20 protein-coding genes are annotated in these 23,613 nt (G+C 37.4%); 12 read left to right on the top strand and 8 right to left on the bottom strand.

What is annotated here, in order from left to right:
* Positions 1–390 precede the first annotated feature (390 nt).
* Positions 391–963, top strand: coding sequence for an AraC family transcriptional regulator (locus QNI22_RS01635; RefSeq protein WP_314508849.1), 573 nt, complete (start codon positions 391–393; stop codon positions 961–963).
* 57 nt (positions 964–1,020) lie between these two features.
* Here the strand turns inward: QNI22_RS01635 and QNI22_RS01630 are convergent, their stop codons facing one another.
* Complete coding sequence (locus tag QNI22_RS01630) at positions 1,021–2,004, bottom strand: alpha/beta fold hydrolase (protein WP_314508848.1); 984 nt, start codon at positions 2,002–2,004, stop codon at positions 1,021–1,023.
* Positions 2,005–2,268: 264 nt separating this feature from the next.
* Here QNI22_RS01630 and QNI22_RS01625 point away from each other — a divergent pair, with 264 nt between their 5' ends.
* From QNI22_RS01625 to QNI22_RS01605, 5 genes are all read left to right on the top strand, one after another.
* On the top strand, positions 2,269–2,859 hold the full coding sequence (locus QNI22_RS01625; RefSeq protein WP_314508847.1) for an LURP-one-related family protein: 591 nt from the start codon (positions 2,269–2,271) through the stop codon (positions 2,857–2,859).
* A 77-nt stretch (positions 2,860–2,936) separates the two neighbouring features.
* Positions 2,937–4,028 (top strand): ATP-grasp domain-containing protein, encoded by a 1,092-nt coding sequence (locus QNI22_RS01620; protein WP_314508846.1) that lies wholly within the window; start codon positions 2,937–2,939, stop codon positions 4,026–4,028.
* Positions 4,012–5,136, top strand: a complete 1,125-nt coding sequence (locus tag QNI22_RS01615; RefSeq protein ID WP_314508845.1) for a hypothetical protein — start codon at positions 4,012–4,014, stop codon at positions 5,134–5,136. The genes QNI22_RS01620 and QNI22_RS01615 overlap by 17 nt, the downstream gene beginning before the upstream one ends.
* Before the next feature lie 111 nt (positions 5,137–5,247).
* Positions 5,248–5,514, top strand: a complete 267-nt coding sequence (locus QNI22_RS01610; protein ID WP_314508844.1) for an osmoprotectant transporter permease — start codon at positions 5,248–5,250, stop codon at positions 5,512–5,514.
* Positions 5,515–5,541: 27 nt separating this feature from the next.
* Positions 5,542–6,351: a hypothetical protein gene (locus QNI22_RS01605; RefSeq protein ID WP_314508843.1), complete on the top strand. Its 810-nt coding sequence runs from the start codon at positions 5,542–5,544 to the stop codon at positions 6,349–6,351.
* 26 nt (positions 6,352–6,377) lie between these two features.
* Here the strand turns inward: QNI22_RS01605 and QNI22_RS01600 are convergent, their stop codons facing one another.
* Genes QNI22_RS01600 through QNI22_RS01590 form a run of 3 tightly spaced genes read right to left on the bottom strand, consistent with a single transcriptional unit; the run spans position 6,378 to position 10,437 of the window.
* A complete protein-coding gene (locus QNI22_RS01600) occupies positions 6,378–7,550 on the bottom strand; it encodes a Gfo/Idh/MocA family protein (RefSeq protein WP_314508842.1) in 1,173 nt (390 codons plus the stop codon).
* Between the two features lie 12 nt (positions 7,551–7,562).
* Positions 7,563–8,984, bottom strand: a complete 1,422-nt coding sequence (locus QNI22_RS01595; RefSeq protein WP_314508841.1) for a putative oxidoreductase C-terminal domain-containing protein — start codon at positions 8,982–8,984, stop codon at positions 7,563–7,565.
* A 58-nt stretch (positions 8,985–9,042) separates the two neighbouring features.
* Positions 9,043–10,437, bottom strand: a complete 1,395-nt coding sequence (locus QNI22_RS01590; RefSeq protein ID WP_314508840.1) for a Gfo/Idh/MocA family protein — start codon at positions 10,435–10,437, stop codon at positions 9,043–9,045.
* Positions 10,438–10,868: 431 nt separating this feature from the next.
* On the opposite strand from QNI22_RS01590, the gene QNI22_RS01585 reads away from it, so the two are divergent.
* Complete coding sequence (locus tag QNI22_RS01585) at positions 10,869–11,450, top strand: fasciclin domain-containing protein (RefSeq protein WP_419836218.1); 582 nt, start codon at positions 10,869–10,871, stop codon at positions 11,448–11,450.
* 85 nt (positions 11,451–11,535) lie between these two features.
* Here QNI22_RS01585 and QNI22_RS01580 read toward each other — a convergent pair whose 3' ends face one another.
* Positions 11,536–12,558, bottom strand: a complete 1,023-nt coding sequence (locus QNI22_RS01580; RefSeq protein ID WP_314508839.1) for an adenylyltransferase/cytidyltransferase family protein — start codon at positions 12,556–12,558, stop codon at positions 11,536–11,538.
* Positions 12,559–12,893: 335 nt separating this feature from the next.
* Between QNI22_RS01580 and QNI22_RS01575 the strand changes: the two genes are divergently transcribed.
* The 5 genes from QNI22_RS01575 (at position 12,894) to QNI22_RS01555 (ending at position 16,984) form a co-directional block, all read left to right on the top strand.
* Positions 12,894–13,301, top strand: a complete 408-nt coding sequence (locus QNI22_RS01575; protein ID WP_314508838.1) for a 6-pyruvoyl trahydropterin synthase family protein — start codon at positions 12,894–12,896, stop codon at positions 13,299–13,301.
* Positions 13,264–14,007 (top strand): GTP cyclohydrolase I FolE, encoded by a 744-nt coding sequence (gene folE / locus QNI22_RS01570; protein WP_313983997.1) that lies wholly within the window; start codon positions 13,264–13,266, stop codon positions 14,005–14,007. Before QNI22_RS01575 ends, folE begins: the two co-directional genes overlap by 38 nt.
* A 171-nt stretch (positions 14,008–14,178) precedes the next feature.
* Positions 14,179–15,063: a cysteine synthase CysM gene (cysM, locus tag QNI22_RS01565; protein WP_314509848.1), complete on the top strand. Its 885-nt coding sequence runs from the start codon at positions 14,179–14,181 to the stop codon at positions 15,061–15,063.
* Between the two features lie 226 nt (positions 15,064–15,289).
* The gene (locus QNI22_RS01560; protein WP_314508837.1) at positions 15,290–16,150 is read left to right on the top strand and encodes a metallophosphoesterase family protein; all 861 of its coding nucleotides are present in this window, start codon (positions 15,290–15,292) and stop codon (positions 16,148–16,150) included.
* Between the two features lie 120 nt (positions 16,151–16,270).
* On the top strand, positions 16,271–16,984 hold the full coding sequence (locus QNI22_RS01555; RefSeq protein ID WP_313984004.1) for an RluA family pseudouridine synthase: 714 nt from the start codon (positions 16,271–16,273) through the stop codon (positions 16,982–16,984).
* 49 nt (positions 16,985–17,033) lie between these two features.
* Here QNI22_RS01555 and QNI22_RS01550 read toward each other — a convergent pair whose 3' ends face one another.
* The 3 genes from QNI22_RS01550 to QNI22_RS01540 form a co-directional block, all read right to left on the bottom strand.
* On the bottom strand, positions 17,034–18,386 hold the full coding sequence (locus tag QNI22_RS01550) for a Gfo/Idh/MocA family protein (protein ID WP_314508836.1): 1,353 nt from the start codon (positions 18,384–18,386) through the stop codon (positions 17,034–17,036).
* Between the two features lie 177 nt (positions 18,387–18,563).
* A complete protein-coding gene (locus QNI22_RS01545) occupies positions 18,564–20,189 on the bottom strand; it encodes a SusD/RagB family nutrient-binding outer membrane lipoprotein (protein ID WP_314508835.1) in 1,626 nt (541 codons plus the stop codon).
* Positions 20,190–20,194: 5 nt separating this feature from the next.
* Positions 20,195–23,272, bottom strand: coding sequence for a SusC/RagA family TonB-linked outer membrane protein (locus tag QNI22_RS01540; RefSeq protein WP_314508834.1), 3,078 nt, complete (start codon positions 23,270–23,272; stop codon positions 20,195–20,197).
* Positions 23,273–23,613 lie beyond the last annotated feature (341 nt).

Below are 23,613 nucleotides of genomic sequence, written 5' to 3'. Positions count from 1 at the left end.
CATCTGATTGGTGTTTTAGAACTTCTAAGCTTTGCTATGGCACCGTCCCTGTATCTTAGTATAGTCAACTTTACCTCTCCTGGAAGAAAATTGAACAAAATAGTTTTTTTACACTTTATCCCCTGGTTGTTATTTCTGTTACATCAATTACCCTTTCTGTTTCAAAGCGCTGACACAAAGCTATACTTATGGACTCACCCTTCACCTATTCCTCCTAATCCGTATTTTGGATTGGTAATGTTTTACATCATAAAGGTGCAAGTAATAATATATTGGATTTTAGCATACAGGAAATTACTAAAACATCAGAAGAATATACAACTGATAACATCAACCACTGAATCCATTAATTTGAAATGGCTAAGAAACTTCTTATTCATATTGGTATGCATGGTACTGCTATGGTTTAATGAAGTATTTTTCAAGATTTCTATAATATCTGCTTTCACACCTTTAGGGTATTTACTTTCTACCTACTTCATTGTGTATTTTTCGTTGCGACAAGAAGAAATCTTTCCTTATCCACCTAAGGACCAAGTATACATTAATGAAATTATCCTGGAATCAGAGCAGCCTGTCATTAATAAAACCCAACGTCTTTCATCCGAAAAACTGGAACAATTAAAAATCGAACTACACTATCGGATGCAGGCAGAAAAACTATTCCTCGATTCAGATCTGGACTTGCCAGATTTAGCCTCAAAAATGAATATTACCTCCCATGAACTATCCTTTGTCCTCAATGAAGGACTTGGTACTAACTTCTATCAGTTTATTAATACATATAGAGTAGAGGAAGCTAAAACTTTATTGCTTTCTGAGAGACATCATCACTTAAATATGCTAGGCATAGCATATGAAGCAGGTTTTAGTTCAAAAACCACATTTAATACCTACTTCAAAAAAGCTACTGGTTTCTCCCCTTCCCAATATCAGGCTACTGTAAAGAAGCAGATTCAGTAAGAGATTATAGTATAAATTCTACCTGTAAAACCGTTATGAAATAATCTAGGCCATCCTTTAAATGGTTTCCAGAAAAGATTTCAAAAAGGTCGCTTCAATCTGAATATGAGGAATGTGTCCTACATTATCAAATTCAATTAGTTTGCAGTTAGGGATTTTTTTGGCGGTTTCTTTACCCAACACCTGATACTGTCCATGTTTAGCCTTCTCTGAATCAGAGATAAATCCTTTTCCTACAATCGTTCGATCTTCTTTACCAATGAATAAAATCACCGGAACTTTTAACTGGCTAAATTCATAACATACAGGTTGTTCATAAATCATCATATACGTAAGAGCAGCAACTTTGGCATACCTTGGAAAATCAGCACTTCCGGTTACACCTGCACCTATTTCGACCAAATAGTCGTAAGCAGGCTTCCATTCAGGGAAATAGGAGTTCTGATAATATTTTTTTACACTTTCTGCCGTAGTTTTTAGTTCCTTCTGATACTCTTCTTCTGCTGTCATATAGGGTACAAAGGTTCTGTAATCTTCTAGTCCTATAGGGTTTTCCAGAACCAACTTCTCTACCTTATCAGGATACATAAGCGCAAAACGGGTAGCCAACATCCCTCCCATCGAATGTCCCATCACTGTCACTTTTTCAATTCCCAATGTATCCAGAAGATTTTTGTTATTTGTAGCCAGTTGATGAAAGCTATAATGAATGAATGCTTTGGATGATTTTCCAAAACCTATCTGGTCTGGCACCACTATCCGAAACCCTTTTCCAATCAAAGCTTTTATCACACTAGTCCAGTAATACCCGCCAAAATTCTTCCCATGAAAAAGTATTACTGTACGACCATTTGCCTTTACAACAGGCTTGATATCCATATACGCCATTCGCAGGTCCTGATCTTCTATTTTCAAGGGAAGGAACTTTACCGGATAAGGATAAGGTACATTTTCCAATGTAACTGATAAGGTATCCGATTGTGCAGATACAACAAATACACTATTTATTAATACAAACAGTGCAAACATCATTTTTTTCATAGCAGAATAAGGCTCACAGATAATACACAAAAAAGTGCAATACAAATTATCAAAGGAATGAATCAAGAATGGAAGTAACAATAACTAATTTTACCCATCATTTTTAATGTCAATCATTTCTTCGAAATTTGGCTAAAAAACAATACCTAATAAATCAAATTACTTATCTATTATCAAATAAATAAAGTGAAGACCAGCAATCACTCAAAAAAACGGGGCGTACCGAAAAGCCTTATGAGTAGGACTATTTAGTAAACCCAGATTATGAGTACAAAATTTTTCCAGACCAACAGTTATTTTATTGACGAAAAAGTAAATTTCTTAAAATTCGAAAACGAGTACAAAGTATTTGACGAATCAGGTGCATCAACTGGAGCCGTTTTACAAAAAATTTCTTTTGGACAAAAACTACTGCGCCTCTTAGTAAACAAAGCCATGCTTCCTTTCAAGCTTGATTTTGTTAATGTTGATAATGTAGTAGAAGCTTCATTGTCAAGAGGATGGACTTTTTTTATGTCTAAACTAACAGTAACAGACGGTACAGGTACCAGCATTGCTACTATCAAACAAAAGTTCAAGTTTTTCAAACCTACCTTTCGTATCTTTGATTCAACCGAAACACAGATAGCTGAAATTACCGGCGACTGGAAGGCATGGAATTTCAGCATCAAAGATATGAATGGTAATGAAATCGGAATTATCAGCAAAAAATGGGGAGGATTAGCCAAAGAAGTATTTACCAGTGCAGATAAATACAATGTCAGCATTACTGTACCATTGAAAAACGAAGATCACAAAAAAGCAATCCTATCTTGTGCTATTGCCATTGATATGATTTTGAAAGAAACAAAATAGCCTCTTGTATGGCAGGATAAACCTGCCATACTTCTCTTCAATTTAACTCACACTCTCATTGCCAATAACAACAATTTGTGGAAACCATTCTGATTACAGGGGCACGTGCACCCATAGCAATGGAACTAGCCAGAAGTTTTCATAGTCAAGGGCATACAGTTATCATGGCAGATTCATTTACACTGCCTGTGAGCAGATGGAGTAATACAGTAAGCAACTATTTTAAACTACCTTCTCCTAGATTTGCACCTCAGGAATTTGCAGATACACTACAACAGATCATTACAACTCATCAGGTTACACACCTTATTCCAACTTGTGAAGAAGCATTCTATATCTCATCATTCAAAGATGGTTTTCCTTGTAAAGTCTGGACATCTGGTATAGAGTTAATGAATCAATTGCATAATAAATTTCTGTTTACTCAAGTAGCAAAAGAATACTTACCCATACCTGAAACAGAATTAGTAAATAAATTTACTACCTGGACTAAAAGTGAGAATTATGTATTTAAACCTGTTTATTCCCGGTTTGCAGGACAGATCATTAGTAACAAAACTCTGGTAAACACATACTTTACCAATTCTGAGCAAAAAAACTGGATAGCGCAAAAACGCATTCAGGGTAAAGAAATATGTATCTATTCCATTTGGGATGAGGGCAAATTAAAAGCGTATGTAGCCTACCATCCTTTGTATCGTGTTGGGAAAGGGGCTGGAATTTTCTTTGAACCAGTTAACCATCCAGATGTCCATGAAAAGGTAAAGTTGTTTGGTGAAGCTATCAGCTATACAGGACAATTATGTTTTGATATAATCATTGATCAAAATGATATACCCTGGTTTATCGAATGTAACCCACGAGGAACTAGTGGAGCACATTTGGTCCATACAGACTTAGCTAATGCATTTCTTTATTCAGATACTGAAATACAACAAAACACTGCTGAATATGCAGTCAAAGGTGCGATGGCTTTTTTATACCCTCAAAAACTTCTGACTAAGCGTGTAAGGCAGGCAAAAGATGTGATTTTTCGAAAAAAAGATTTTCTACCCTTTCTGCTTCAATTTGTAAGTATATTGGAAGTAACCTATATCATGCTAATAAAACGAATGACCTGGCTTCAGGCAACCACAAGAGACATTGAATGGAATGGAAACGAACATTGAATGGGTTTTACCAGAATCGCTTCCGGAAGGAGTTCTTAAGAAGTTTTCTCTTTTATTTTCAACATATGCATCCAGTCAACTAATTCGAAATGTAGAAACACAAATCCGAATTATAAAAGTTAGTGACAATTTGTATTTTCCAGTATCTGTAAATAATACTGAATGGAATAACTCATATGTCTGTTCGCCATATACTGCCTATGTATTGTATGCAAAGGATGAGCTAACCCGAAAGGTTAAAAACAAACTATTGCAATTCCCTCTACTCTTACTGATACAAGGTATATCCGGCTGGCTCAAATCAGCACAGATTAATAAAAATATTCATGTCAATAATTTTCTTCTTTCTACCAATCCTTATCCAGACTGGAATGGTGAGCATCTGGATGCTCTAACAAATTTTCTGAAAGATCAATACCCTGAACATGCTATTATCTTTCGATCTCTTAACAGATATCAGCACTCACATCTATTAACGCAATTTCAAAACAGTACCTATTACCTTATTGGAAGTCGGCAGGTATATATGTATGATGACCCATTTGAAAAATGGCTTAGTCATAATAACAATAAACAAGACAAACGCATTATTAAAAACAAAAAGCTTCAGTATGTCTCTCATGAAGATATGAAAAAATACCTATCCGAAGCATTGGATTTGTATAATCAGCTTTATCTGGAAAAATATTCACCACATAATCCTCAGTTTACACTTGAGTACTTTCAGAAAATGTATGATAATGATGCTATTCACTTCCAAGGGTATATTAATTCAGATAATCAGTTAAAGGCTTTTTCCGGACTCTTTGTGATAGAAAATACGATCACCTCTCCTTTGGTTGGCTATGATACGAAAGCTCCACAAAAAAATGCGTTATATATTCATGCCATTCAATTGATATTTGAGTATAAATATCGTTCAGGAAAGTTACTTAACCTTAGTTCAGGAGCTCCTGGTTTTAAACGCCTACGGGGAGGACTGCCATCAATTGAATACTCTGCTGTGTACCTAAATCATCTGAAAACACATAGAAGAATCGTATATAAAGTGCTTCAATTCATCACCAATAAGATAGGTGTTCCATTGCTTGAAAAATATGAACTGTAATGCTTACTCTTGGTTTCATTGAGCTACTAATATAGAGAAGCTAACTGATAATGAACAAATTACTATTCATTAAAGGATAGCTCTTAATTGATCTTTCAACCTTTATACACTATGAACACTTATTTATGGGTACTCTGGAGCTTTGATGCACTGATAGCTCTCGTAGTCCTTTATTTCTTCTTTGTTGGACTCGCTGATGGTTCTGTATCTTTGGACAACATGCTGATGTGGTTATTGATTTTGCTGGGAATTGGAGGTATATTACTAATCGGATTATGGTTACGATCGGCTACAATACTCTGGATACTGGCTGCGCCTGGCCTGGTATATCTTTTGTTCCTCCTGATTGTAATCATTGGCAAGCCTCGCTGGAATTAATAATTTTTTCATATTTTCATTTACCTAATGAGTAGAATTTCAATTATCTTTTTAGTAGTCGTCCTTTTAGGAAGTTGTACTTCAACTAATCCTTCTCAGGAAACAACAACAACACCAGATACCACTCAGATCTCAGTTGAAACAACAGATAGTGTTACCAATACCACTGATACTTCTACTTTTCAATGGGATACAGAACTTTGTCAGAATAAAGGTACCTACTTAACTAAGCAATATTCCGAAGCACAACTCAAAGATACCTATACACTGTGGTCTGCCAGTTCGTTATTGTCAACATCAGCAACAGTTTTTAAGCCTCAGGATATAGGCCAACTCGACCAAAATACATCTAAACTAGAAAAGGAGTATGCAGATAAGAGAAAACAGTTAGAGCAATTAAATCCAATTCAAACTCCTTATTGGGTCAAACTAAAGAAAGCACGTTTGCAGGAACTTGACGAAGATTACCAGCTTCGAAAACTTACTCTGGAAGCCAATCGAAATCCATCTGTTTTGTTAAACAGCAAGTATGCAGAAAGTTGCAGGCAATATGCCGAAGCATTAGCATCTGCTGATAGCACACAAATACTGGAAACATGGAAGGCAATGGCCGAAGAACAGAAAAAAAACAATGGTTCTCCGGAACAATATATGCGAATCTTTTATACCAAGTACAATAGCGTTGAGAATCTCGATTATGCCAAAGTGGAGATTATGACATTTGGATGGTGGAACTGTTGCAATATGCAACTAAATCGGGTGAATCAGGATATGGCAATGGAAGAAGAATTCAACAAACTCTTTACATCTGTACAATCACAATGTGATGAACCCTGACACGTTATATATCAGGGTTCATCACATTATTTCCTTATTTTGAGTACCTGAGCTTGCTTCTGTGCTTTCAGAGTTAGCTCGGTAGCAAGAAAGCAATGATCCTGAGTCATGGCTGTCTCTGTTCTATTCAAAACATCATTTACCAGTTGTGTTCCAAAAGGCAAAGGTTCTTTACTACAATCAAAATAACGAGTCTCTTTCTGATCAGTCAGAAAAAGATGGTTGCCTCCACTTCTTCCTGCCAAATCTGTGTTTTTACGAATTTCTATAAATCCATCTGTGCCCAAAATTGTTAACCGACCATCCCCCCATGTATTCAATCCATCGGGGGTAAACCAGTCTACCCGAACATAGCCTGCACCACTATTTCCCTTAAGTGTCATATCACCAAAATCTTCAAATGCCGGATATTGTGGATAATGTATATTGCCAATCTGGGATGATACCACATCGGCTTCTGTCGAACCTGTAAAAAACAGAAACTGATCACATTGATGAGAAGCAATATCACACAGAATGCCACCATAGTATTTCTGATCGAAAAACCATTCTGGACGAGATTTGAGATTGATTCGGTGTGGTCCCATTCCAATTGTCTGGACAACCTGTCCTATTGCACCTGCTTTGACCAGTTCTCCTGCCTTGACTGTAGCAGGATTTTCAAACCGTTCGCTATACATAATGGAATATATACGCTTCGTTTCTTTCTGCACCTTCCTCACTTCAGCTAATTGCTCCAGGGTTATAATACCTGGCTTATCCACCATAAAATCTTTCCCATGACGCATTACCTGAATCCCTAATGGTGCTCTGTCAACGGGAATAGATGCGCTAAGTATAAGTTGGATAGATTTATCTTCCAGAACTTCCTTTTCACTTTTTGCTTGCTTTGCCTGTGGGTATCGTTTGGCAAAAGCAGCAACTAACTCAGGCTCTTTCGCATAGAAAGAAACCAATTGCCCCCCTCCTCTAGTCACGGCTTCTACCTGCCCGTAAATATGTCCATGATTCAATCCGATTACAGAGAACTTAATAGTACCTTCAGGCTTCACTAGAGGTGTATGCCTCTGATAATTCACCTGTATACCAGAAGGTGTAAGTTCCATTGTCTTTGCCAGTTCTTTAGAGAAAGCACTAATAGTGGATAGTCCGGCAGCTGTAGACAAAGAATACCTGATAAATTTGCGTCTATTGGTCATAAGAACATGAGGTTATTTCTTCGGGTTAGAAAAAGAAAGAGATTTTGATGGTTGATCCCTTTTAGCCAGTTGTAAAGCAGTAGTTGTTGTATAATATTTAGCTTTCATATTCGGCACTTCCCACTCTGGCAACTTTCCATCTTTTAAATACTGTAAGAACCGCTCCATTACTTCTGCAAAATGAGCTTCATGACCAATTCTGTATGTGTCTGGTATCTGGATTATCCATCGATCTCCCTGCTTTTGTAATCCAACACCTGGGTACTTCTGCGTGATTTTCTCAAATGATTTTGTTAATCTTGTTCCATATGTATTTAGATCGGTTCCTTTACTCGATTCTATATACAATTGTGGAATATAGTTTTCTTCTTTGTTCTGTCGAATGACAAGATTTGCCTTATCACCTCGCATAATAGAGTAATGTGTATCCCCTGCACCTTCCGGAGCCTGATAATTCCAGATCACCGAAACTTTAGCATATACACCCTTAATCTGGTAAGTGATTTCTCCATTGGAGAAAACTGATAATACACTATCAGAAACATCTTTTTTAAGAAAGTCCGGAAACGATGTCATACCTGTAATAGCACTAAACTGTGATTGTGTCATTGGTGTAGGCCAACGACGAGCTTTCAGCACATGAATGTCTTTTGTATAGTCAATAACCTGTTCAGGAAAACATTCCCACTGTACCAGATCCACCAAATGGGTTGTAACATCTACCAAACCCTCACCTTGCTGAGTTACATCCATAAACCAGGCAGGTCGTTTCAGTGCTTTCCTTGATACATATTTATAAAAGTGATGTATACTTTCTTTGGTCACTGCAGGTTCTTCCGCACTACCCGTTTTCAGCTTTCCGAAAATGTCCGGTATCTGTGACAACTCTTTCTGTAGGATGGTAGTAATCTCAGATCGCTCTGTCATGATATCATAAAGTAATACTTTATTACGATCTGCTACATCAAAGCTTTTGAGCAAACTTTGAAAGCCTGTTGAATCAATACACATAGGTTTATCTGCCAGCACATGAAGGCCCGCATCAACTGACTTTTGTATATATTCAGATTTCTTGCCATTGTTTCCAGCAATCACTACTACATTACCAGGCTTCTGAGTCAGCATCTTTTCCAGGTAATCATTACCTGTATACACAGACTCTTTCCAATGGGTAGGATCGTCTGACCGCCTATTATATCCGTCTATACGCTTCAGATGCTCTTCTACATCCAGGCCATCTGGAGCAAAAACAGATACAACTGAATCAATAGCTGCATACATTTTCTTTTGTACTAATGCAGCATGGAAATGTCCGGGATCGAGTGTAATTAACTTCACACTTTTTTGAGATGGTTTATCAGTATGGGTAGTATTGCAGGATGCACATAGTAATGCAATCGCAACTATCCAAAATTCTTTGGTAAAATGCTTCATTCAGGTGTAAAGTGACTAACGATCAAAAATAGAAAAGTATATTCAGTGTACTTTATGATCACGCCTTGATCTGATACGGAGCACGCATCTGACGGGATAGTAACAGATTAGCCTCTGCATCATTGATAAACTGTTCTTTAGCAGGGTCCCAGAAAACTTTACGTTTAAGTTTCATGGCTATATGATGGATCAGGCAGGCAGAACAGGACCGGTGGGCGACCTCAACGGGTGCAATCGGAGGTTTTCGGCTCACGATACAATCCAGCCAGTTTCCATGATGGTCTTTACTCTCATATAAATGAATCTCATTCGGACCAATGACAGAAGATAAAACAGAAGGGTTGCTCGCTTCTAATGGTTTTACTTCGCCACTTTTGACTACAGGATCACTGGCTGTTGCAGTATAGTTTCCACGTGTTACAAAAATCCAACCTTCAGACCCTTCATATTTGATGCCATTTGGTAAATCATTGCTTACGATCATTCGCACTCCATTGGCATACAAGGCTTCCGTGCGAAATTTACCATGTACATTCCACAATCCAGCGCTTGGAAAATCAGCCCACCCAGAAACTTCGATAGGTCCGGTGTATTCTGTATCCATAGCCCAATGTGCACAATCTATATGATGGGATCCCCATCCTGTAATCATTCCAGCACCAAACTGCTCACAACGTAGCCATCCGGGCCGGTCATAGCCTATATGTGGATGTACGCGTTTTTCTGTATAATATACTTCAGGTGTTGATCCTAACCACATGTTGTAGTTCAAATTAGCCGGCACAGGCATTTCAGGCTCTTCGTTTCCAGACGGATCTCCGGGCAACCCCACATATATAGTGTGTAACTTGCCAATACGGCCATTTCGAACTAACTCAGCAGCATAGCGAAACTGTGGAGAAGAACGTTGTTGACTACCAATTTGGAAAATACGATTTTGTTTCTGAATAACATTACTTAATGTACGGCCTTCTGTGATAGTGAGCGATGCTGGCTTCTGAAGATAGATATCTTTTCCAGCCATAGCGGCTTCAATAGCAGGCAAAGCATGCCAATGATCTGGGGTACTTATAACAACAGCATCAATATCTCTATTAGCCAACAGCTCTCTATAATCTGTATATGTCTGTACACCCTTATATTTCTTTGGCTTTTTCTGACTATAGTATTCTTCTACCAGTTGTTTTCCTTCCTGTACCCTTTTACTATCTACATCACAGACTCCTATAATTCGGGCCTGCTCATATTTCCATACACCAGGCATATCATGGCCTCGGGATATACGCCCAACACCGATACACCCAATATTGATGCGATTACTGGGAGCATGCGGTCCAAATACAGATGCAGGAACAATAGTTGGTGCAAAAAATGCAGATCCGGCAACTAACGCAGACTTTTTTAAAAAGTCGCGTCGGTTTTGCACTGAAGATTCATCACTTACAGATGCCATTTTATGTAAAGATTAAATGTGGTCTGATAATAACTGGATAAAATCACACTTCAGTCAAGAGATTAAGGGTATATCTCTGCAAAAAATAGAAACAAAGCCAATATGATATACTAGAAGTTCCAAACTAATCATTGAAGCCATTCCAGCCCAATGTTATCTCCCTAAAAGTAAAATGAAACATTAAATTATGCAATCGATTGCATACTATTTTTTAAATATTTTTATAATAAATTATAAAATCCCGTTTTAACCAATAGAAGGCCAAAACATTGGCGAATAGTATACCTACAAATATTTTTTTATTTTTTTTGATTTCAGTGAAATCCGACCTCAATGGAGCTTTCGTAGGTATGCATGTTGGCCAACACAAACAACTGGTATAACCAGTAAAGAAACAAATCTCATTTTCAACGCAATAACAAATCCAACTTATGAAAAAGTCATTGTTAATATGGTGTGGAGCAGCAATATTATGTATTACCGCAATGGTAAATACTTCAGCTCAAAATATGGGTAATAAAACAGAGAAAACAGTAATGGTAGGTGGTGCAGCTATGTATCCCAGCAAAAATATAATAGAAAATGCTGTTAACTCAAAAGATCATACAACACTGGTTGCAGCAGTAAAAGCGGCAGGTTTAGTAGAAACACTACAAGGTAAAGGACCCTTTACTGTTTTTGCACCAACCAATGCCGCCTTCGACAAATTACCAGCAGGAACGGTAGATGAACTGGTAAAACCTGAAAATAAAGATCAACTTACCAAAATATTGACTTACCACGTAGTTGCAGGAAAATATACATCCAAAGATATTATGAAGGCTATTAAAGAGGGCAATGGGAAAGCTACCTGGAAAACTGTAAGTGGAAAAACTCTTACGGCTATGATGGATGGCTCTAAAGGAATAGCTCTTACAGACGAAATGGGAAATACGTCAAAAGTAACTATTCCAGATGTGAATCAGTCAAATGGTGTGATTCATGTAATAGATACAGTTGTAATGCCTAAATAATAAATAGTTTAGTATAGGTTTGTGGTGAATGAAAATCCTCTCTGGTCTATCATCAGGAGGATTTTTCATTCAATATCCTTCTCATTTACTTTACCAAGCCTCCATTTGGTACATATTTGTGTCCGAGCCCCTTACCTATTTTTTCAAGGTTTCGGATTGCAGATGAACTGATATGTTCAAATTGCTTATCACAACGAATAAAAATCACTTTGATATCTGGTTTCATATCTTCCATAAAACGTAACTGGTTTACTTCATAGTCCAGATCGTCTCCATTACGCAAACCTCTTACCAAGGTTATATCACAATCAATCTCTTTTTTCGAAAGATAGTCTGTTAGCAAGCCAGGAAACTTCTCAGTTTGTCTATATTTAAATACATTCAATTGAGTAATATTTGTTTCCTGTGCATCTTTTTCAGGGTTGATTCCCTGTGCAATTATCACCTTATCAAATATTTTTTCTGCTTTATGCAGAATATTCAAATGTCCATTATGCAAAGGGTTAAACGAACCGGGATATACACCAACTCTGGGTCGGTGATGCATCAGATAGGACATTAGATTCTGGAGATTCTGGCTATTATTCGGATACGTTCTTGTCCACTCATCCAGCAATGCCAAACGTCCCATCTTATACATGCTGTAATCTACAAATTGAAACTCCTTAAATACTCCTCTCTCCCATTCCATTAATTGCGTAAAATCTGAATCCGAAACAACTGCCATATCCCAATCAACAAATTGACGGGAAAGTTCTGTTCTTGGTTTATGGGTCTTGGTATCCAGAATCATCTCCACTATTTCTTCTGTAACAGGATGTTGTGTGATCTCCTTTAATATTTCAGCAGAACGCTCTTCATTATCCTGTGCGGTCGGGTCATAAACTACATCATGAAAAAACGCTGTCAGCCGTAACTTATCCTTGTCCTCTTCTGACAATGAAGATCTTTCAATTCTGTCAATCAGAAAGGATAAATGCTTTTCTGTGTGATAAAACCGATGAGGTTCATTCCAGGAATATTGGAGACGTTCTACTCCAGCAGGAGATATCTGATACTTTTCAAAGAAGTTACTATAACTAGTGTATTCGAATAAATAAGAGCTCATAATAAAGATAGGAGTAGAACAAATAGTTAGTAAATAACACCGTAAGTATAGCAAAAGAATATATACAGGCCAATCACTCTGTAAATTCGCTTTGTTTTCCGAACGAAAAGCAGCTATTACACGTTCTACACGCGGATACCTAAGCAGTTTGTCTTTTGTAACTACAAAACATTTAGATGAATAAGTGGTTTATGCTAAGGAATAAATAAATTAAACAAAAAGAAGCTGGCCTATGTTATTAGTCTAATACCACTATACTTTGGTCTTATTATTGAGTATAGTAATAAGTACCACTTCCTCAGCCAATACACTATTAACAGATTATTTTACTGCGAATGAAAGTAAGTGTTTTTCGAAAAGAACAGTTTAATGCAGCCCACCGATTACACAATCCAGCCTGGTCGGATGAACAAAATACCAAAGTATTTGGTAAATGCAATAATCCCAATTACCATGGTCATAACTATGAACTAATAGTTAAAGTCACAGGTGAGCCTGACCCAGAGACTGGGTATGTAATGGATATGAAGATCCTGTCTGATATTATCAAACAATATGTAACAGACAAATTTGACCATCGCAACCTGAATGTAGATACAGAAGAATTTAAACATAAAAATCCTACCGCTGAAAATATAGCTATTGTGATCTGGCATATTCTCCGTGAAAAAATTGACTCGCAACTTGATTTAAAAGTAACTTTGTATGAAACCGAACGAAACTATGTCGAATTCCCAGCATAATCACAGTCATCAACATCTACAAAGCGGAAAAATACATGATGTAAGCCACCTGACTATTGATGAGATTGGCGATGATCACATCCTTACCTCTTTTGATACCCCTATGCGTGCGGATGCCTTTGATAGAGATGATGATCTGAAAGTTGAATTGATTGAAAAGCATTTTCGCGAAATCATGCATATACTTGGCCTTGACCTCACAGACGACAGTTTGAAAGGTACACCAAACCGGGTAGCAAAAATGTATGTAAAGGAAATATTCAGTGGCTTGAATCCTGAAAATAAGCCGTCAGTAACACTGTTTGAGAATAAATACAAGTACAGTGAGATGCTGGTAGAAAAAGATATTTCGTTTTATTCCAACTGTGAACATCACTTTGTTCCCATTTTTGGTAAAGCACATATTGCTTATATCTCAAGTGGTCAGGTTGTAGGTTTATCTAAATTAAATCGTATTGTTCAGTATTATGCTAAACGCCCTCAGGTTCAGGAACGTTTAACAGTACAGATTGCACGTGAATTACAAGAAGTATTGCAAACAGAAAATATTGCAGTAGTCATTGATGCCAAACATATGTGTGTTGCATCAAGAGGAGTAAATGATATCACATCTTCAACAGTTACTGCTTTTTATAGTGGAAAATTTAAAGAGGAAGCAACTAAAACTGAGTTTCTTAAATATCTGGAACTCAAAACAGAGTTTTAATCTAGTAACTTCCACATAGCTTTCAGAGGGACATGTCAATAAACTATGTCCCTCTTTTTTTGCAAAAAAAAAATCCCTAGCTTTGCACTTAAAATCCTTATAGAGATAGTAGAGAAAGATTATGACTTTTAAATCTCATAACTATCCTACATAAAGTTTATGTCAAGCATCATGGCTACTATTATAGATTTAATTGGAAACACTCCCCTGGTAGAACTCAATCATATTAATCCGAATCCCAATGTTAAGCTTTATGGCAAAATGGAAGGACATAACCCTGGAGGAAGTGTCAAGGATAGAGCAGCACTGGGAATGATTAGCGGAGCATTGCAAAGAGGTGAAATCAAACCGGGGATAAAACTTATAGAAGCAACCAGTGGAAATACAGGTATAGCATTAGCGATGATCGCCAGTATGTACAATTTAGAAATCGAATTGGTTATGCCTGAGAATGCAACAAAAGAACGCGTACAGACAATGGAAGCTTTTGGTGCAAAAGTTATTTTAACACCCAAAGAACAATCAATGGAAGGGTCTATTGACTATGTTAATGAGCAGGTTTCCAAAGGAGGATATTTTGTACTGAATCAGTTTGGAAACCCTGACAACTGGAATGCACACTACCATACCACAGGGCCAGAAATATGGAAAGATACCCAGGGAACAATCACACATTTTGTTTCCGCTATGGGCACAACGGGTACTATTATGGGTGTATCCCGCTATTTGAAAGAACAAAATCCCAAAGTACAGATTATAGGTTGTCAGCCAACAGATGAATCCAATATTCCAGGAATTCGGAAATGGCCAGAAGCATATCTTCCTAAAATATTTGATAGAGAACGTGTAGATCAGGTACAGGAAGTTTCACAGGAAGAAGCAACTACAATGACTCGTCACTTAGCTCGCAAGGAAGCGGTTTTTTGTGGTATGAGTGCAGGTGGAGCTGCCGCAGTTGCAGCACGTATAGCAGGACAAATAGACAAAGGTGTTATCGTTTGTGTAATCTGTGATCGGGGCGATCGTTATTTATCTTCTGATTTATTTGCCAATTAATAGTCTGTACACTTCATACATTCTAATTGACCTCTCACTCTTATATAAGTTTGGATATGTTCTAACCTCATCCAAACTTATATAAGTACTTTAGGATAGTACCCTTCCGATAGAATCATACATTCAGCATCTTCTGAATTTTCCGTCTTCAGATTCTCCCACTTACATTCCTTATCAATTTTACACCCAACTACTTTTTGAAAGTTTAGTATTGTATTTTTGTGAAATGAATATTTTATTATTTGCAGATCTGCATGGAAGAATTTTGCCAGCTCTTAAGTTAGCTACACGACTTCAGAAGGAAAGAAACGTACAATTAGACCTGATAGTGCAATGTGGGGATATGGGCATTTATCCGAAACCCGAAAAATTTGACAAAGCAACAGTCCGCCACGCTCAACGGGATGAAACTGAATTAGGCTTTAGTCGCTATTTCACACATCCATCAACAGAAGTAGCCTCTTTACTCGAAGAATTGTCCTGTGATGTTATATGTGTCAGAGGCAATCATGAAGATCATGAATTTCTGAATGGGCTAGAGCAAAAATCATCAGAGTCGCGGTTTCCTGTCGACTGTTACAAACGTATATATGTATGCAAGACTGGACATATCCAGAAATTTGAAAAAGAAGGACAACAGATAAGTATTGCAGGTATAGGACGTATTGGCCATAGAGGTAATAAGAGTCCAAACGGAACTCAACGTTTTATTCAGCCATATGAACAACAAACCTTACAGTCTCTTCGTAAACAAATTACGCATATTGATATTCTAGTTACCCATGATTGTTCTCTTCATTTTTTTGATAAGGATTTTGGTATGCAGGAGATTCGGGACTTTTTAGACTATCACAAACCCTTTTATCACTTCTTTGGTCATACAGGACATTCGTATCAGGCTGTTCCAGATGAAAACCGCTTTACTACCTCTGTTAAAATAGCAGAATTGGAATGGCAGCACAATGGGACTTTTCCAGAAGGAAGTATGGTACTATTACGATGGAAAGATCAATATGAGCATGAAATAGAAGTAATTAATGATACATGGATAAAAGAATATACTCCTGAAACATGGAAATATATGTAGCTCAAGTATATCTGAATCATTTATTGATAACATCATTTTCTATTCCCCTGATATTTACGGACATTTGCACCATCTTTTGTTTTATTAAAAAATCCTCATCGCAGGAAATACAATCCCTCTATGATTCAAAGTATTAAAGATATTGTTCTCTTTGAAAACGACGATTACATTCTGGTCAACAAACCTCCTCATGTAGCAACCCTTGACGAACGGACAGGCGATAAAAGCAGCATTCTGCGCATTGCCAAAAATTATCATTCGGATATACAGGCAGGTCATAGACTTGATAAAGAAACATCGGGTGTATTAGCTCTTGCTAAAAATCCGGAAGCCTATCGCCATTTATCTATGCAGTTTGAGCACCGGCAGGTTGATAAGATCTATCATGCAGTAGTACATGGCACAGAGGCACTTGAAAACGTAAACGTGTATCTGCCTATCCTTCCACTAAAAGATGGATCTGTACGAATTGACACACAAAATGGCAAAGAAGCAGAGACGTTTTTTGATACGTTAGCTATCTATAAAAAACATTCATTGGTACAATGTGCACCTGTTACAGGTCGTATGCACCAGATTCGTATTCACTTGAGTTGCCTCAAAATGCCGATTGTATGTGATCCTCAATATGGTGGTGCACCGATTTTTCTGTCAGAGATAAAACGAAAATTCAATCTCAAACAAGGTACAGAGGAACAACCCCTGATTCAGCGGGTAGCATTGCATGCATTTTCTCTTTCATTTCATTTATTAAATGATGAATTGATAACTGTAGAAGCCCCCTATCCTAAGGATATGCAGGCATTAATTAAACAACTGGAAAAAAATGTTTAGATACAAAAAACGCTGAAAGTTCTTTTTCAGCGTTTTTTATTATAGTATTTTAAAAATCGTCATTTAAAGCAAAAACAGGCTTACGATTGCTCCACTTTCCTTTTGTAAAATCCGGAAACTCTATCAAACTTCCTCCTTTACTAATTGATTCCTCTGACAATGGGCTGATAGCACTCCAGGTAACAGCATCATATACGTCTATAGGTGGTGGTAACTTACGTTTTACAGATTCGATAAACGTTCGCAATACAAAGAAATCCATCCCCCCATGTCCTGCATTCTCGGCATCTTTCTCAAACCTTTTCCATAACGGATGATCGTATTTGGCTTGGTAGTCAGCAAAGGGTTCCCATTGATCATGCTTAGGGCTTACCTTTGCCAAATAGATTTGATTTCCGTCATTCATCCAGATGCCTTCTGTACCCTGAGCCCTGAATCCCAGAGAATACGGACGTGGAGAATTTGTGTCATGTATAATGACAACGTTTTCCCCATTCTGACACTGGATACTGGTAGTGACAATATCCCCCAATTTAAAGCTCACCTTGGCATTTGGATGGTTTTCACCCCCATTGTCTACAATATACTTATGCAAACCACGAGATTTGGTAGCCATGGAACTCAACCGGATAAAACGATTCCCTCTGTTTATATTTAACCATTCAGCCACAGGGCCAATGCCATGTGTAGGATACAAATCTCCATTCCGATCCACTGAATGTTGTGTGCGCCAGTGTGCTTCACTTAATCCTTTCTCTCCAAACTCTACACCTCCACCATAAGGTTGTTTACCATCATTGAATTTAACCGGACGCAAATCGTGTTCGTAACCACAATGAGCATATAACATCTCCCCAAATAACCCCTGACGCACCATATTCAGTACAGCCATTACATCCCTACGATAACACACATTTTCCAGTAACATCAAATGAGTACCTGTTTTCTCGTGTGTTTCTACCAAATCCCAAGCCTCCTTCAATGTGACCATTGCTGGCACTTCCAATCCTACATATTTTCCAGCTTTCATGGCTGCAATTGCCATGGGTGTATGCCATTGCCAGGGAGTAGATATTACTACACCATCAATATCTGAACGTTGTACTAGTTTCTCAAAATCTTTTTCTCCTGAATAGACTGCAGCAGCCTTCCTACCGGACTTTTGAATCATCTGATTGCTTTCTTTAATAGCAGCAGGATCAATATCAGCAATAGCTGTTATTTCCACATCCGGCCTGTATAATGCCTGCTGCAAATGATTTCGGCCACGTAATCCTACTCCGATAAAGGCTAAACGGACATTTGCTTTCTCCTGATAATCAGAAGAAGCCCAGTCGGGCTGAAGTACAGAACCGGCGACAAATGCAAAAGAAGATTGTTTGAGAAAATTTCGTCTATCCATAATGAAATACTATAGAATAATGTTATTTATACAATTCTAAAAATATTTTGCATTTATTCAAGTATAATAAAGAAGTATTTTATTCCTTCAAACCCTGAAAATAAAATATATTAGTAAAAAAAACGGACAAATCTTTATAGGATTAGTCCGTTTTTTATAATTACACATAATAGCTTATTATTGATCCCACCATACACGAGTAGTCCACGTATCACCGCCAGTCAGGCTTTTTACAGCATCCTGATAGCTTTGTGGGTTTTGAGTAACCTCATTAGATGGATAAGGTTCTCTTCTTGGGATAGTTCCACCAGAGAAGTTACCAGTGTAATTAATAGGGGTCAGAACTGGGTATCCAGAACGTCTCCAGTTACTCCATGCCTCTACAAAATTCATCAATGTACCATTTACTACCCAATATTGCTCATTGATTTGTTGCAAGGCAGTTCCTGAGTTTAAAGGATGCGCAGTTGCATAAGCATCTGCATCTGTTGCAGAAATTGCAGCAGTAGTTCCAAATTTAGCCAAAGACTGAATACCCGCAGATACTCCTTTTTTATAGAAATCAGCAGCAGTTCCACCTACAGTATAACCACGTTCAGCTGCTTCAGCTAAAAGTAACGCTACCTCTGCATAAGTCAATACAAACAATGGACCACTCTGATTACTATAAACAGGTGTTGGGCGTGAATATTTTCCAAGTACTGCTGGTTGATCAGTAGTATCTTTAGGAGTAATTACTGCTGGTGTTTCACCAGGGTAATCAGCTCTCTTCGTCAAATCAGTTGCCCCTCCATTCAAATCATAACCATTAGGTAGGCCGAATTGAATAGCAGGGTCAGAATTTCCATCAGAGGTACGTTGGTTTGCATGCAAGCCATTAGCAGGCACTTCCGAAACTTTTGATAAACGAATATCGTTAGTAGCTTTTAAATAATCAATAAATGTTTTGCTCCAACGAACCTCGTAGAGATCCGCAGTTACAGTCAAAGCAGCAGCATTGCCATTGTTGTACCCATTTGGTCTATCTCCCATCACATATGCGTCATCTTCTACACTTGTAAAAACTCCTCCTAAAACTGCTTTTTCCGCATAAGTTTTAGCTGTTGTTGGATCAGCTTTTACCAAGCGCATAGCCAACTTCAACATTAGTGAATACCCATACTTTTTCCATTTAGCAATATCACCTTTATAAGCGAATGCATCATAAGCAGGCTTATCACCAGCTACATCAAGATTACTGACAACAGAATCCAGCTTGCTCAACATTGCTTTGTAAAGACTCTCCTGAGAATCATATTTGGGCGTAAAAATTCCTTCTTTTGCCTTTAATGCTTGAGAATAAGGAACATTACCATAAACATCAGAAATAGTGGCTATACTCTGAATCTGCATAATCACGGCTATCTTACTCACATTTGGATACAATGGATTATTCTTCGTCTGACGTTCCATCTCATATGCATAACTAGCAGCTTTGTATCCTTCTCTCCAAATACTTTGAACGTAAGAATTTGTATTAGAGGAGATTCTATATTTATCCCCATTGGAATAATAGTTTGCACCTCCTGTTGAAGTAGAAGCTAGAATCTGTACCCACATACTCTGGAACAAAATTCCGGAGTTATAACCATATGTCGAGTTCGCATATGTAAATTGGCTGGATGGTAACAACAACTGCGGATCAAAAGAGCTTTCAGTAGCTTTGTTTGGATCTGTGTTAATATCATCAAAATTCTTCGAACAAGACATTTGTAAAAGTCCTATTCCTATAAGTAAACTATAAACGATTAGTGTTCTTTTCATAATTCTTATTTAAACTTTATGTTCAAATTTACACCATAAGTACGTGCAGTAGGAAGGCTAGTACCTTCAATACCTGCATATTGTAGATTTGCTCCAAATGTTGCTTCCGGATCTATATCAGATGCTCTTCTCATAAGATAGAAAAGATTTCGTGCTACCAATGAAATATTCACTGTACGAACTAATGGCCATTTTTCAACTAATTTTGAAGGTAAAGTATATCCTAATGTAAGTTGACGAAGTTTAATAAAATCACCGTCTACTACACTAATTTTTGTTATGTTATTAGCTACAGCTGTATAATAATCCTGAGCAGTAGCGGTTTTTGTATTTGCAGCTCCCCCTTCTAAAACACCAGTTGTAATACCAGTTTCACGACCTACTAATGTAGCTTTGTGTAACCCTCTGCGATAAGCATAATTTTCTGTAGCAGATAATATACTGTTACCATAGTTATAGTCGATTAGAAAAGCCAGGTTAAAACCACCATAGGTAAATTCGTTGTTTAAACCACCATATAATGTAGGCAGAACGGTACCATAATTTTTCATTTCACCTTGTACTGGCAAACCATCTGCATTTACTATAATTTGTCCATCACTGTTGTATTTATAATCATATGCTCTGATTTGCGGACCAGCTAATCCAGGAACAAAAGCAGTGATTGCATTTCCTAATGTAGCACGGTTTTGTCCCAAAGGTCTTGCTGTATTGCCTTCGTCAGTATGGAGAATTTTGTTCTTAACAGAAGTTAAGTTAAAGGACACATTCCAGGCAAATTTTTCCTTTTTAACAGGAGTGCCAGTCAGTTGTAGTTCCAAACCTCTGTTCTGAGTTGACCCTGTACCTACAAAACCATCTGTATAACCACTTGAAGGGCTATAATTAGTTGGCATGATCTCATTGTGAGTCTGTTGAGTAAACCAAGCTACATCTAATCCAAATCGACCACCAAAGAACTTCATTTCCAAACCTAGTTCAAATTCGTTCTTCGTAAATGGTTTTAGTTTAGTATTTGGGAAAGTCATACTAAAGTTTCCTGTAGGAACACCATTGATAGCATTAGCTACTCCATAATAGAAGCTAGTACCGTAAGCAGTAGAGGGCTCACCACTTGTCACCGCATAAGAAGCTCTGAACTTACCAAAATCCAATTTAGGTATCTTCACTAAATCACCAAATACAAATGCTCCTGTAACAGAAGGAGTAAAGATACTACGATTCGAACTTGGCAAAGTAGAATATGTATCATATCGTCCTGTAGTACTTATGTTCAGGAATCCTTTGTATCCTAAATCAATGTTATAGTATGCAGATTGTACTTCTGTTTTCCAGAATTGATAATCACGATTGTAGGCAGAAACATTGCTCCAACTATACAAATAAGGCAATACAAAAGGCCCCCCCCCTACTTTAACCCACTCATACTGATTACGACGAATATTACCACCAAGTAAAGCCCCAAATGAGAAATCAGGAGTTATATTTTTATTAATTCCAATCAAACCATCCACATTCAATTCTGTACGTTGTGCATTTGACAATTCGTCAAGGCTACCTTTTGCATCTGTTGTATAAGCAGTTCCCCAAGGTGCGACTTTAAAGATATGATCATTTGCATTGTCATAGCCAACACGTGCCTGAGCATAGATCCAATCAGCAAACTGATATTTAGCTGACATCATAGAAATCAAACGCTTACGAGTTACGTCATTGACAAACTTACTAGTCACAAAATAAGGATTGGTAACATATGGATCATCTGTAAATTCAACTTCCCGACCTGTAATTGGATCAAATCCTGGCGCTAAGATACGCTCATCAATATTGGTTGCCAGGAACATACCATTGTTACCATTCAATGGGCCATCACTCAAAATAGGTTTATTACTCACTTTCTCATCAATGTAATTTGCCATTACACTGAGACTCAGTTTAGAAGTAATATTCTGGTCAACTGTTACGTTGATAGTTTTTCTGCTTAAACCACTGTTTGGTAAAATAGCCTTACTATCCAGGTTAGCAGCAGATACTCTGAATGAACCGTTATCACCACCTCTTGTAACAGATACACTGTTAGTAAAGTTAGAACCTGTTCTATAGAAATTTTTGATATTATTCTTTTGTGCAGAATAAGCATATTGTTTACCATCAAACTGAGTAATCATAGAACCATCCAGTTTGGCACCCCAGCTCATTCGGGAGGTAGCCTGTGCATTGGCAATAGTAGTAGGCTTACTTCCAAATACACCTTGTCCATATTCATACTGAAAATCAGTATAATTCAAAGCTTTATCAGCTGAATAGTTCATATTATATTCAACAGCAAAATCTCCTTTTTTGCCTTTCTTAGTAGTAACTAGGATTACACCATTTGAGGCTCTGGCACCATATAACGCTGATGCAGACTGACCTTTCAATACAGTCATGGTCTCAATATCATCAGGGTTAAGGTTTCCAAGTCCATCTCCACCATCAGCACCACCCCACTCACCAGCACTTCCTCTTTGTGTATTATCCATTGGTACACCATTAATAACAATCAATGGAGATCCTCCAGAGTTCATACTAGGCATACCACGCATCAGAATTTTAGCAGTTCCACCAGGACCACCACTAGTTCCCTTTACGTTCACACCCGCAATTCGACCTGCCAGTGAGTTACCAACGTTTGTCTCTCTGGCTTTCGTCATTAAATCTCCGTTTATAGTTGTAACTGCATATCCAACCGTGCGTGCTTCTTTTGATACACCTAAGGCTGTTACAACTACCTCTCCTAATGCTTTTACATCAGGCACCATTTGTAAATCTATTGTAGTGCGATTACCAATAGCAATTTCTTCGGTAGTATATCCAATAAATGAAAATACTAATGTACCACTACCATCTGCCTGTATAGTATAATTACCATTTGCGTCACTGCTTACACCATTAGTGGTACCTTTAACTACCACACTCACACCTGGTAATGGCTCTTTGGTATCACTTGTAATTTTTCCTTTAATCGTCTGCTGAGCCCAGACAAACTGGCAGCAGAGAAAAAAGAGAAAAATAAAACTAAAAGAGTAGGTACTTTTCTTCATAGGGCTGTTCGATTTGTGTTTAATGAAGGGATTTAGGGTAAATAAAATAGGAAAAGGACAAATTTTGCTTCATTCTTTAATGTTTAGATTGAAAAACTTTTATTCATTGATTTGACATAACTGGTACATGTAAAAGTAAGATGTTGCAAATTTTTAAAACAAATTAAATCCAATCCTAGCTAAGAATTATATCATATATAAAAAAATTACTAATACTTACAGAAATACAAAAATAATTTTTATTTCGTATTAACAAAAAAATACAAACTAAAATTTTACAGCAAACTTTCTATGCAAAACAGAAATACTCAAAAATGAAGCTCCACCAAAGCAGAACTTAT

Source organism: Xanthocytophaga agilis (genome assembly GCF_030068605.1).
Lineage (GTDB): Bacteria > Bacteroidota > Bacteroidia > Cytophagales > 172606-1 > Xanthocytophaga > Xanthocytophaga agilis.
The sequence above is the reverse complement of the archived record's forward strand: the minus strand, read 5'-3'. Positions and strand labels throughout refer to the sequence as shown.